This is a genomic window from Ruegeria sp. HKCCA0370 (genome assembly GCF_013033705.1).
Taxonomy (GTDB): domain Bacteria; phylum Pseudomonadota; class Alphaproteobacteria; order Rhodobacterales; family Rhodobacteraceae; genus Ruegeria.
The window spans coordinates 36,578-48,168 of record NZ_WQEP01000015.1 but is presented as its reverse complement, the minus strand read 5'-3'; the positions used below and the strand labels follow the sequence as shown (position 1 = coordinate 48,168).

At 59.1% G+C, this 11,591-nt stretch carries 10 protein-coding genes and 1 tRNA gene; 5 read left to right on the top strand and 6 right to left on the bottom strand.

Going from position 1 to position 11,591, the window contains the following annotated elements:
- Positions 1 to 278: 278 nt before the first annotated feature.
- Both msrQ and msrP read right to left on the bottom strand, forming a co-directional pair.
- Positions 279 to 893, bottom strand: a complete 615-nt coding sequence (gene msrQ, locus GOW31_RS20590; RefSeq protein WP_171172624.1) for a protein-methionine-sulfoxide reductase heme-binding subunit MsrQ — start codon at positions 891 to 893, stop codon at positions 279 to 281.
- Between the two features lie 4 nt (positions 894 to 897).
- Positions 898 to 1,800: a protein-methionine-sulfoxide reductase catalytic subunit MsrP gene (gene msrP, locus GOW31_RS20585; protein WP_171172626.1), complete on the bottom strand. Its 903-nt coding sequence runs from the start codon at positions 1,798 to 1,800 to the stop codon at positions 898 to 900.
- A gap of 331 nt (positions 1,801 to 2,131) precedes the next feature.
- On the opposite strand from msrP, the gene GOW31_RS20580 reads away from it, so the two are divergent.
- The gene (locus GOW31_RS20580) at positions 2,132 to 2,947 is read left to right on the top strand and encodes a cyclase family protein (protein ID WP_171120595.1); all 816 of its coding nucleotides are present in this window, start codon (positions 2,132 to 2,134) and stop codon (positions 2,945 to 2,947) included.
- A 120-nt stretch (positions 2,948 to 3,067) separates the two neighbouring features.
- Positions 3,068 to 3,604, top strand: a complete 537-nt coding sequence (locus tag GOW31_RS20575) for a hypothetical protein (RefSeq protein WP_171172623.1) — start codon at positions 3,068 to 3,070, stop codon at positions 3,602 to 3,604.
- Between the two features lie 45 nt (positions 3,605 to 3,649).
- Here GOW31_RS20575 and clpB read toward each other — a convergent pair whose 3' ends face one another.
- The 3 genes from clpB to GOW31_RS20560 all read right to left on the bottom strand — a co-directional run bounded on the left by clpB (position 3,650) and on the right by GOW31_RS20560 (position 8,066).
- Positions 3,650 to 6,268: an ATP-dependent chaperone ClpB gene (gene clpB, locus GOW31_RS20570; RefSeq protein WP_171172622.1), complete on the bottom strand. Its 2,619-nt coding sequence runs from the start codon at positions 6,266 to 6,268 to the stop codon at positions 3,650 to 3,652.
- A 126-nt stretch (positions 6,269 to 6,394) separates the two neighbouring features.
- Positions 6,395 to 6,709, bottom strand: coding sequence for a hypothetical protein (locus tag GOW31_RS20565; protein ID WP_171172621.1), 315 nt, complete (start codon positions 6,707 to 6,709; stop codon positions 6,395 to 6,397).
- Between the two features lie 100 nt (positions 6,710 to 6,809).
- Positions 6,810 to 8,066 (bottom strand): tetratricopeptide repeat protein, encoded by a 1,257-nt coding sequence (locus GOW31_RS20560; RefSeq protein WP_171172620.1) that lies wholly within the window; start codon positions 8,064 to 8,066, stop codon positions 6,810 to 6,812.
- Between the two features lie 87 nt (positions 8,067 to 8,153).
- On the opposite strand from GOW31_RS20560, the gene pyrF reads away from it, so the two are divergent.
- Positions 8,154 to 8,864: an orotidine-5'-phosphate decarboxylase gene (pyrF, locus tag GOW31_RS20555; protein WP_171172619.1), complete on the top strand. Its 711-nt coding sequence runs from the start codon at positions 8,154 to 8,156 to the stop codon at positions 8,862 to 8,864.
- A gap of 339 nt (positions 8,865 to 9,203) precedes the next feature.
- The gene (locus tag GOW31_RS20550; RefSeq protein WP_171120609.1) at positions 9,204 to 10,457 is read left to right on the top strand and encodes a DNA polymerase IV; all 1,254 of its coding nucleotides are present in this window, start codon (positions 9,204 to 9,206) and stop codon (positions 10,455 to 10,457) included.
- Between the two features lie 2 nt (positions 10,458 to 10,459).
- On the opposite strand, the gene GOW31_RS20545 is transcribed toward GOW31_RS20550, so the two are convergent.
- Positions 10,460 to 11,320: an N-formylglutamate amidohydrolase gene (locus tag GOW31_RS20545; RefSeq protein WP_171172618.1), complete on the bottom strand. Its 861-nt coding sequence runs from the start codon at positions 11,318 to 11,320 to the stop codon at positions 10,460 to 10,462.
- Between the two features lie 148 nt (positions 11,321 to 11,468).
- On the opposite strand from GOW31_RS20545, the gene GOW31_RS20540 reads away from it, so the two are divergent.
- Positions 11,469 to 11,543 (top strand) — tRNA-Val (locus GOW31_RS20540).
- Positions 11,544 to 11,591: the final 48 nt, after the last annotated feature.

The window sequence follows — 11,591 nt, the reverse complement described above, 5'->3', positions numbered from 1 at the left end:
CGTCTCAACCGTCTTTCCAGTCCGTCAGGCCGTCTCTCCGACCCGTCAGCACCGCCTCAGCAGCGCCGGTGAAGGGGGTTCTAAGTATAACAAACAAATCCCGCAAGCAGAAAATACACAAAAACAGAAGAAATTCTTGAAAAGCTCATTTATCAATTAATTACATACACTTAAATCGGACCCACCAAGCGTGCTGCCGCTGACAACCATGTAAAGGCAGGTCAGAATTCCCGGTTCAGCGCGTTATGCACATGATTACCCACAGACTCACCTCCGAGTCAGGCGGAATCGGCCCTGTTGGACCACAAAGACAGGTTGGGAATCGGCAGGCGCAGGGCAAGCAGGGCGATGATGGCAGCCAGGTAAGCAAGCGGCTCGATCTGAAAACCTTTTGCCAGCAAGAGGTAATGCATCGCCCCCAACAATGCGGCCGCGTATACAAGGCGGTGCAGCTTGCGCCAGCGCAGTCCCAGTCGGCGCACCGACCAGTTGTTGGAGGTCAACGCCAGCGGAAGCAGAAGAAGGAACGCCGTCATGCCGACCGTTATGTACGGGCGTTTGAGGATATCCGCCCAGATCTGGCTGGGAAGCTGCACATCCAGAACCAGCCACACAAGAAGATGCAACGCGACGTATACAAAAGTGAGCACCCCGATCGCTCGGCGAAACTTCATCAGGTTGAGGCCGACATACCGGCGCAGGGGTGTGACCGCCAAACCGGCAATCAACAACTGAAGGGCCAGTTCCCCATATCTGTGCTCCAACGCCTCGATCGGTTCGACCCCCAGACCACCGGTCAGGCCAAGATAAAACAGCCAGGGCGCGGGCAACGCCCCCAGCAGATATATGACCCATACCGGAATACGGCGGAGTATCTGGTTAATCGCCGACATGGTCCTAATAGTTCTTGGTCAGATCCATGCCTTCATAAAGGCTGGCGACCTCTTGTTCATAGCCATTGAACATCAGGGTCGGCTTGCGGGACGCGAAAAGCCCGCCCCCGATCTCGCGCTCTGAAGCCTGAGACCAGCGTGGATGGTCCACGTTGGGGTTCACATTACTGTAGAACCCGTATTCGCGTGGATTGGACATGTTCCAGCTGGTGGGCGGTTCATCCTCGGTCAGCGTGATCCGAACAATCGACTTGATCGATTTGAAGCCGTATTTCCAAGGGACGACCAGACGCAAGGGGGCACCGTTCTGGTTGGGAATTGGGCGGTCGTAAATTCCGGTTGCCATGATTGTCAGAGGGTGCATCGCCTCGTCCAGGCGCAAGCCCTCTCGGTACGGCCAATCAAGAACGGGAAACCGCGTTCCCGGCATCTCGTCCGGGCGATAGGCCGTCTCAAAAGCCACATATTTCGCGCCGTCTTGCACGCCCGCCATATTGAGAAGGTCGGCCAGCTCAAACCCGTTCCACGGAATTACCATCGACCAGGCTTCCACACAGCGGAAGCGGTAGATCCGCTCCTCTATCGTCATCCCGGACAGGATGGCCTGAAAATCATAGTCGCCGGGGCGGTCGACCAGACCGTCAATCGTGACGCTCCAGGGTTCGGTCACCAGCGTATGAGCATATTTCGCCGGGTCATCTTTTCCGGTCCCGAACTCATAGTAGTTGTTGTAGGTGGTGATCTCTTCCCACGTGTTCGGCTCCAACCCATCCTGTGCTGCCGCCGGTTTGGCCATCGCAGTCAGGCCGACACCTGCCAGCCCGGCCATAACCTGCCGCCGGTTGAGGAACGCCGCCCGGGGGGTGACGTCGGCATGTGTCAAAGTATTGGTCCAGCGATGCGCCATATGGGTCTCCGTCATCTTCAGTGGTCGCTATTGACGTAGTGTGCTGATAGCACAGAGCCACGGAAACAGGCGTAACGATTGAGCGAAGTGATTGTAACGTTCCAATGTGATCGGGCATTCGAGTATCGTTTTCAGCACCGAAAACCATAGACTAGAGAGCTTTTGGAGCCCGGCGGAAAACCGCGGTTTTAGTGAATTACCGTCAGAACACGGGTACAAAACTTTACAACTGCGGGCGCAAGGCTGCACTCTGTCAGACGGGCGCCACGCCAAGCCGAACGCGAGGCAAGGCTGCGATTGCAGCCTTTTGGCCGCAATGGGAGGAAGAAAAATGTGTGATATCTGCGTAATGAATGCCGTCAAAGACAAGATGCTGTCTCGTCGCGGGTTCTTCAAAGCTGCCGCCGCTTCGGGTGTTGCAGCAGCCGCAACCGGGGCCGTCGCGCCGGCAGCACTGGCAGCCGGGCATGGCGGTGTCGAAGATATGACCCATACGCTGAGCCCGGATTTCCCGACATGGGGCGGCGAACCCGGCATTTCCGCCGAGCAAGCATTCAACTTTGCTGATCACGGCTTCAATCTGTTCAACCTTTCAATCAACGAACATACGGGCACGCATATCGATGCGCCGCTTCACTTTTCGGCGGATGGGACGTCGGTTGATGAAATCCCCGTCACGGATCTGGTCGCCCCCTTATGCGTCGTGGACATCGCCGCCCGAGCGGCCGAAGACGCTGACACGCGCGTCACCCCGGACGATCTGAAAGCCTGGATTGCGGCCAATGGTGATATCCCTGATGGTGCCTGCGTGGCGATGCATTCCGGATGGGCAGGCAAAACCGCCACGGATGAGTTCCGCAATTTCGACGGCGAAGCGCAGCATTACCCGGGATTCCACGTTGAAGCCGCGCAGATGCTGATGGAGGAGACCGGAGCGCGATCAATTGCCGTTGATACCCTGTCTCTTGATCACGGCATGTCCGCAGATTTCGCGACACATTACGCTTGGTTGCCGTCAGGCCGGTTCGGGATCGAATGTCTGGCTGGGCTGGATCGCGTGCCTGCGTCTGGTGCAACGCTGGTGATCGGCGCGCCCAAGCACCAAGGGGGCACCGGCGGGCCGGCCCGGATCTTTGCATTGGTCTGACGAATTCCCGGGCGGCTGACCAACGCCCGCCCGGCCATCTTTCCGGCAGAGCCAAACTTCTGCCAAAGTTGCAGACCAAGACTTCGTGCATTCTTGATCTGTTTGGGACACCCTGCCTCCATGTTGCTCAAACCACTTGTTGTTTCTCTGTCTTTGCTGTGCGGACCGGCATTGGCTGATGTGCAATCGTGCAAAAAGCTGTTTGAGCGCGCGCCGCAGGTCCTGAGCGATCTGAACCAGATCGGGTCTGAAGTTTATGAAGACAGCCATCCGGGCCTCGGCTATTCCGCCACTTTTGCAGACCCGTCCTCCAAGATCACGGTTTTCTTCTATGACCATCAACAAAGGGACGTCTCATCCGAAATGGCCCTTGAAAGCTTCAAGCAAGCTGCACGCGATATCGCTGCAATAGCTGCGCGGCGCGGTGCCGAGCTTGGCGAAATCAACGCCTATCAGTTGCGTGATCCGTCGCAGGTGTTGCCGTATCGGGCCGAGGCCAAGGCATCGGATGGCCTGTCCGAACTTCTGGCAGTCGGCGTCGTGGACAACTGTATTGTGAAGCTGAGGTTCATGGCCCAGTTTCCAATGGAGAAAGCGCAGGTCTGGATGAAGGTCCTCAGTGATTATCTGAACAAAGGCTATGGAAAGCCGACATGAAAAAGGCCCGCCAAAAAAGCGGGCCTTTCAGTTCACGGTGTCAGATCAATGCACCACGGCATCGTCCGGGCGGGGTCGCTCGGAAGTTCCCAAACGATCGCCGATGATCAAACCATCGGGCCCGGCGGTGACCGGAACGACGTCACCATCCTTGATTTCCCCGGCCAGCAGAGCTTCGGCCAACGGGTTCTGCAAGGCGCGCTGTATGACGCGTTTCAGCGGGCGGGCACCGAAGACCGGATCATAGCCTTCATTGGCCAGCCATTCCTTGGCGCTGTCATCCAGGGCCAGCTCGATCTTGCGGGCGGCCAGACGTTTTTGCAGACGTGCCATCTGAATATCGACGATGCCATCCATATCGGCCCGCTTGAGGCGGTCAAAGATGATCGTTTCGTCCAGACGGTTCAGGAACTCGGGCCGGAAATGTGCCCGGACCGCATCCATCACGTCGCGCTTGGCCTGTGAACTGTCCGCACCTTCGGGCAACTGGCTGAGCGCCTGAGACCCAAGGTTCGACGTCAGGATGATCAGCGTCTGTTTGAAGTCCACGGTGCGGCCCTGACCATCGGTCAGAACGCCATCGTCCAAAACCTGCAACAGCACGTTGAAGACATCCGGGTGCGCCTTTTCGACCTCGTCGAACAGCACGACCTGATAGGGTCTGCGCCGCACGGCTTCGGTCAGCACACCACCTTCGTCATAACCGACATAGCCCGGAGGGGCACCGATCAGACGGGCGACCGCGTGTTTCTCCATGAACTCGGACATGTCGATGCGCACCATCGCGTTGTCGTCATCGAACAGGAAATTCGCCACGGCCTTGGTCAGCTCGGTCTTACCCACGCCGGTCGGTCCGAGGAACAGGAACGAGCCAAGTGGACGACCTTCGTCATTCAGACCGGCTCGCGCACGACGTACTGCATTGGCAACAGCGGTGACAGCCGCATCCTGACCGATCACGCGCGAATGCAGTTCTTCTTCCATCCGCAGCAGTTTCTCGCGTTCGCCTTCCAGCATTTTGGCGGTCGGGATGCCCGTCCAGCGTTCGACAACGCTGGCGATCTGTTCCGGACGCACCGTTTCCTCGGCCATCATGGCGTTGCTTTCGGCATTCTCGGCCTCGGACAGCTTTTTCTCAAGCTCGGGGATGATGCCATAGGACAGCTCACCCGCCTTGGCGAGGTTGCCTTCGCGCTTGGCGATTTCCAGATCGGCCCGCGCCTTGTCGAGCTGTTCCTTCAAATCCCGCGCGCCAGCCAGCTTGTCGCGTTCGGCCTGCCACTGCGCGGTCATCTCGGCGGATTTTTCCTGAAGTTCGGCAAGATCCTTCTGCAAGGTTTCCAGGCGATCCTTCGATGCCGCATCGTCTTCCAGCTTCAGCGCCTCTTCCTCGATCTGCATCTGAAGGATCTGACGATCCAGCTGATCAAGCTCTTCGGGCTTGGAGTCCACCTCCATCCGCAGACGCGACGCCGCCTCGTCGACAAGGTCGATGGCCTTGTCGGGCAGGAACCGGTCGGTGATATAGCGATGCGACAGGGTCGCCGCCGACACCAGCGCCGAATCCGAGATGCGCACGCCGTGGTGCAGCTCGTACTTCTCTTTGATACCGCGCAGAATGCTGATCGTGTCCTCGACCGTCGGTTCCTGAACCATCACCGGCTGGAAGCGGCGCGCAAGGGCCGCGTCTTTTTCGACGTATTTGCGATACTCGTCCAGTGTGGTCGCACCGATGCAGTGCAGCTCACCCCGTGCAAGCGCAGGCTTGATCAGGTTGGCGGCATCCATCGCACCATCCGATTTGCCCGCGCCAACCAGCGTGTGCATCTCGTCGATGAACAGGATGATCTCACCGGCGGCCTCGGTCACCTCGGTCAGAACAGCCTTGAGGCGTTCTTCGAATTCACCACGGTATTTCGCACCAGCGATCAGCGCCCCCATGTCAAGCGCAAGCAGCTTCTTGTCCTTCAGCGATTCCGGCACGTCGCCGTTGACGATGCGCAGGGCCATGCCCTCGGCGATGGCGGTTTTACCGACGCCGGGTTCACCGATCAGAACCGGGTTGTTCTTGGTGCGGCGCGACAGAACCTGCATCGCGCGGCGAATTTCCTCGTCGCGGCCGATGATCGGGTCGATCTTGCCTTCGCGCGCGGCCTCGGTCAGGTCGCGGGCATATTTCTTGAGCGCGTCATAGCCCTCTTCCGCCGTTGCGGTGTCAGCAGTACGCCCCTTGCGGATGTCGTTGATGGCTTCGTTGAGCTTTTGCGCAGATACGGCACCCGCCTCCAGCGCCTCTTTGGCCTTGGATTTGACCATGCACAGCGCCATCAACACGCGTTCGACCGGAACAAAGCTGTCGCCCGCCTTGGTGGCGATCTTTTCAGCCTCGTCCAGAACCTTGGCCGTCTGGCCGTCCATGTAAATCTGGCCGGCATCGCCGCTGACTTTCGGGATCTTGCCCATAGCTGCGTCAAGCGCCTCGACCACGCGGTTCGGCGCGCCGCCCGCGCGTGTGACCAGATTGCTTGCCAGCCCCTGATCGTCATCCATCAATGCTTTGAGTATATGTGTGGGCTCCAGCCTCTGGTGCCCCTCGCGCAGCGCAATGGTCTGCGCCGCCTGCACGAACCCCCGTGCACGTTCGGTGAACTTGTTCAAGTCCATGGTATTCTCCTTTTCCAAGCGCCCGGTGAATTTGCGCCCGCTTGGCAGCACGCAGTGGTCCGGGCCTTGACCTCAATCTGGGAAACTTCTCCGCCGCTTCAAGAGGCTAGAGAGTGGAAAAACGCCTCAACCACGCGGAATCGTATAGACAGTGTAGCCCCCGGTTTCGGCCACCTGCTGGGCATCGCTCGTCTCGACCAGCGACTGCGCGGCGGCGCTGCCCGTGGGGCAGGATACAAGGTCGGCGGTGTGGTCGAGGAAATTGCCGGTAAAGGCGGTTTCTCCGGTCAACTGGCACCAGTCATCTTCGGACCGATAGCCGCGGACAAGATTCAAATCATCATTGGTCGGGGGCGGCGCGGCGCCTGTTTCGGTCTGTGGCGGCGTGTCGACGCAGGCGGCCAGCGTGGCCACGACGGCCAGCGGAACAAGGTGCTTCATGGTCTGTCCCTTTGATGCAGTTTTCGTTTCAGAATGGCAGCACCATAGCACAGTTGGGACAATGCGGGGACACCGCTGGCTCGTTTGTCAGCCGTGGGGGTCAATCGCCTTCGATCTGCCGGATCAGCTTTTGCGCCTCGTCATCGCCCTGCTCGGCCGCGAGGCGAAGAAACCTCAGCGCCTCGTCGACATCGCCGATTTCATAGAGCAACCGGCCGAATTTGCGCTGCGATTTCACATCGCCAAGCTTTGCGGCCCTGCCCCAGAACAACAGGGCTGCTTCCGTGTCCTGGGGCACACCGTCCCGCCCGTGATAGGTCAAAGACCCAAGATTGTGCAGCGCCACGACATTGTTCTGCCTGGCGGCCTGAAAATAACAATCCAGCGCCTGTTCGATGTCCTTGGAGTAGCCGTTCTCGCCGATCTCGTAGATGTATCCCAGACGCGCCGCGGCATCGGCGCTGCCGTTTCGGGCCGCCATCTTCAGATAATCGACCGCGCGCTGCATATCGCGTGCGACATGCGTGCCTTCGCGATAGATTACGCCGAGGTGCAGCAGAGACGGCTCATATCCGAAGAATGCGGCCCTTTCAAAATAGTACAGCGCCTTGTCGATGTCGGGCGCAATACCTTTCCCGTTCTCGTAGCCATAAGCGACGTTGTGCATCCCCATCGGCAGACCGGTTTCGGCAGCGGCCATGTACCAGGCAAACGCGGTCTCGTGTTCCGTGGGAACGATCTCGCCATCATTATAGAGCGAAGCGCGCGTGTTCATCGCCAGCCCGCTGCCCTCCATTGCGGCCAGTTCCGAAAACTCGAGCGCCATTTCCAGCTTGCCACCTTTGATGAGCGCCCGGCCAAAGGCGGCGACGACCTCGGCATCGACATCCTGGTCTTTCAGCAGCAGATCGGCACAGATCGCCACCGCATTCTCGGCGTCCATGTCGGCCCATTTCACCCCGTCGAAATAGGGCGACTGCCCCGGAGCGGCAGCGGCCATCAGGCAATCATACTCTCCGTCCGAATAGTCGGTGTCCTGCGGTGGATCGTCGGGGTCGGGTTCCGGGCGGGGGCGCAGGTCGGAAACCCGCAGGCGCCGTCGCGGTTCCTTCGGGTCGTCGACCTTTGCCGGCGCAGAGGCCTCGCCGGTCAGCCCGATCAACAGATCGCGCGCCAGTTGCGAATAGATCGGACAATCGGCATAGATCTGTGCAAAACTCTCGATCGCCGTCGCCGACCCGCTGTCCTTGACGTCCGCGCAGACCAGTCGGGCCTCGCCGCAATCCGTTTCACCGGCCCAGACCGCGCCCGCCACGACCAGAACAGCCGCCGAGGACACCACACCCAACCGTATCATCCCGTATTTTCCTGCGTCTTTTCTTGTCTCAATGCGTCACACGCTCTACAGAAGCGCCGATCCCGTCAAGTTTGAAAGGCTGAAACAATGTCCCAAACCGCCGATGACCGCCTGATCGTCGCCCTCGACGTCCCCAACGCGCTGGAAGGGCTGAAGCTGGCCGAGACGCTGGGCGACGCCGTGTCGTTCTACAAGATCGGCCTGGGCATGCTGACAGGCGGCGGGCTGGCACTGGCCAATGAGCTCAAGCAGGAACACGGCAAGCGCATCTTCCTGGACATGAAGCTGTTCGACATCGGCAACACAGTGGAAAACGCGGTGCGGGGGTTGGCGCAGTTCGATCTGGATTTCCTGACCGTGCATGGCGACCCGCATGTGGTGCGCGCCGCCAAGGAAGGCGCGGCGGGCAAGGATCTGAAAATCCTGGCGGTGACCATCCTGACCTCGCTGAACCGCGACGACCTGGATGCCGGCATGATGAAGGCCGGTGACGTTCAGGACATGGTGGTGGAACGCGCCGCCCACGCCTTCGAGGCCGGGGCCGATGGCGTGATCGCCAGCCCGCAGGAGGCCGCTCTGATCCGCGCCCTACCCCAGGCGACGGGCCGGCTGATCGTAACCCCCGGCGTGCGTCCGGCAGGCGCGGCACTGGGCGATCAAAAACGTGTGGCCACACCTGCCAGCGCCATCCAGGGCGGGGCGGATCATATCGTAGTTGGCCGCCCCATTTATCAGGCCGAAGATCCGAAATCCGCGGCCGCGGCCGTTTTGACCGAGTTAAATTCTCTGAAAACGTGATGAGCAGGATCATCGTTTCAAAAGGGATTCACGCTGAAAAAACCGCCGCAACAGGTTGACCTTACGTCAATTTTTCGCGAATCCGCGCCAAATCGTCCCTGTGCCAGAAAACACACATTCAAAAAGCGAGTTTTTGAAAAGCGCGCTTAACCCTATCTCAGCCCGAAAATCTTAGCGATTCTTAAGGGGATTTACTCCCCAACGAACCTATTCTTCCTGAGGTTCGTTACTTCCCCCCGCGAAGCGCGGGGGGTTTCTTTTCTCTGAATGATCTTTGATCGATATCACTGGATGATATAAAGAACCCCCAAGACAACTGCGGAACACACGAGGACGCAGATGCCCGGTCTTTGCCGAGATTGCCTGACCCCTTTGACCAACGAACGGCGCTGCACGGCCTGCGGCAGCCCCAGGGTAAAGTCTCATCCCGAACTGTTTGATCTGTCCATCGCTCATATGGATTGCGATGCCTTTTATGCTTCGGTGGAAAAGCGGGACAATCCGGAACTGGCAGACAAGCCTGTCATCATCGGCGGCGGCAAACGCGGTGTTGTATCCACGGCATGCTACGTGGCCCGAATTCGCGGTGTGCGATCCGCCATGCCCATGTTCAAAGCGTTGCAACTGTGCCCCGATGCCGTCGTGATCAAACCACGCATGTCCGTGTATGCCCAGGTGTCACGGGACATCCGCGCCATGATGGACGAACTGACACCAGTGGTCGAACCCCTGTCGCTGGACGAAGCTTTCATGGACCTGTCCGGCACCGAACGGCTGCACGGAGCCCCCCCGGCCGTCATGCTCGCGCGTCTGGTCAAACGCATGAAGGATGAACTGGGCGTGACAGGATCCATCGGGCTGAGTCACAACAAATTTCTGGCCAAGGTTGCCTCGGACCTCGACAAGCCCCGCGGGTTTTCGGTGATCGGCAAGGCGGAGACGGCAGAGTTTCTGAATGACAAACCCGTAAGGTTGATCTGGGGCATTGGCCCCGCCGCGCAGGAATCACTGGATCGGGCAGGGATTCGAACCTTCAACGACCTGCTGCGTTGGGATCAGGAGGCTTTGACTGCGCGTTTCGGCTCGATGGGGTATCGCCTGTGGCATCTGGCACGGGGTCAGGACAAACGGCGCGTTTCAGCCCATGAACCGATGAAATCCATCAGCAATGAGACCACGTTTTTCGAGGACACCGCCAATATTGATGTTCTGGACGGACATTTGTGGCGCATGGCCCTGAAGGTCTCGGACCGGGCCAAGGCCAAGGATCTGGCTGGCCGGGTCGTTACGCTGAAGCTGAAGAAAGCCAATCACAAGGTTCTGACACGGCGCGTATCATTGCGGGACGCAACGCAGATCGCGGACAGGATTTATCGCACCGCAAAAGGGCTTTTCGATCAGGTGGGAGATCAGGGGCCGTACCGCCTGTTGGGGTGTGGCCTGTCTGACCTGTGCCCGGCGGATCAGGCTGACATCTCCGGCGACCTGCTTGATCCCGGCGCCGACCGCAGATCACAGGCCGAGCGGGCCACCGACCAGATCCGCCAGAGGTTCGGCCCGGAAGCAATCGTGAAGGGCCGTGCTTTGCGCTAGTTTCATTCCGCCGCCAGACGATGAGGTTTTGAACCGATCCTGGATATGTCGCGCACCACCTGCCGAAGGAGTTTCGAAAACGTCATGAAATTGGCGTTCGGCGCAATCTTTTCTTCGTCCATATACAAGGCCCGGTCGATTTCAATCTGGATCGCGTGTTGCTGGCGGGTGGGGCGGCCATAAGTCTGAGTCACATAGGCCCCCGCAAACGGGGCATTGCGCACAACATTCAGACCTGCCGCAGCAAACGCCGATTCGACGAGGTCCACGATTTCAGACGAGGCCGAAGCACCGAACCGATCACCCAGCACGATCTCGGGCCGTTTGTTTCGGGTCGTACCAGCCATGGCCACCGCCTCATGCGGCATGGAGTGGCAATCCACCAGTATGGCCTGGCCGAATTTCTCGTGTGATTCGGCCAGCAGGGATTTCAAACGTGCATGATAGGGGCGCCAATAGGTGTCGATACGCAGCCGCGCCTCGTCCATGGTCAGCTTGCCGCTGTAGATTGCCCGTCCATTGGCCACAACGCGGGGTATCACACCCAACCCTGATGCGACCCTGGGGTTGTGCCCATGCCTGCGGGCACCGCTGATCAGCGCCGGGTCCAGTTCGTCCAGACTGCGATTCAGGTCCAGATAGGCGCGCGGCATGGTCGCTTTGATCAAAGGCGCGCCATTTTCGGCCGCAGCAGCAAACAATTGATCCACGAAGGCGTCTTCCGAGGATCGAATCACGCTTTGATTCAGAACGGACCGCTTCAAAAACGCTTCTGGATAATTCCGCCCGCTATGCGGGGATGAAAAAACCACGCATGAACTGCGGTTTTCTGGCATATCCAATACAAAGGCTGCGTTCTGCATGATCCCTCCATGTTCGCAATCAACATAGACCGGAAAATAGTTCTACCAAACCCCTTGAACCCCTTTGCGACTCCTTTTATAGACCCCGCTACCGGCGCGGGGTTCCGCGCCCCATTTCGTTATGGGGCTGGGCACGCAAAGGGAAAGTGGGCGGTTAGCTCAGCGGTAGAGCACTTCGTTGACATCGAAGGGGTCACAAGTTCGATCCTTGTACCGCCCACCATGATTTCACTGTTCCGGAGATCCGGGACACCCGAGCAACCCAGGCGCT

Coding starts and splice junctions, on each gene's coding strand:
- msrQ (WP_171172624.1), bottom strand. CDS start 893: ATGTCGGCGATTAACCAGATACTCCGCCGTATTCCGGTATGGGTCATA.
- msrP (WP_171172626.1), bottom strand. CDS start 1,800: ATGGCGCATCGCTGGACCAATACTTTGACACATGCCGACGTCACCCCC.
- GOW31_RS20580 (WP_171120595.1), top strand. CDS start 2,132: ATGTGTGATATCTGCGTAATGAATGCCGTCAAAGACAAGATGCTGTCT.
- GOW31_RS20575 (WP_171172623.1), top strand. CDS start 3,068: ATGTTGCTCAAACCACTTGTTGTTTCTCTGTCTTTGCTGTGCGGACCG.
- clpB (WP_171172622.1), bottom strand. CDS start 6,268: ATGGACTTGAACAAGTTCACCGAACGTGCACGGGGGTTCGTGCAGGCG.
- GOW31_RS20565 (WP_171172621.1), bottom strand. CDS start 6,709: ATGAAGCACCTTGTTCCGCTGGCCGTCGTGGCCACGCTGGCCGCCTGC.
- GOW31_RS20560 (WP_171172620.1), bottom strand. CDS start 8,066: ATGATACGGTTGGGTGTGGTGTCCTCGGCGGCTGTTCTGGTCGTGGCG.
- pyrF (WP_171172619.1), top strand. CDS start 8,154: ATGTCCCAAACCGCCGATGACCGCCTGATCGTCGCCCTCGACGTCCCC.
- GOW31_RS20550 (WP_171120609.1), top strand. CDS start 9,204: ATGCCCGGTCTTTGCCGAGATTGCCTGACCCCTTTGACCAACGAACGG.
- GOW31_RS20545 (WP_171172618.1), bottom strand. CDS start 11,320: ATGCAGAACGCAGCCTTTGTATTGGATATGCCAGAAAACCGCAGTTCA.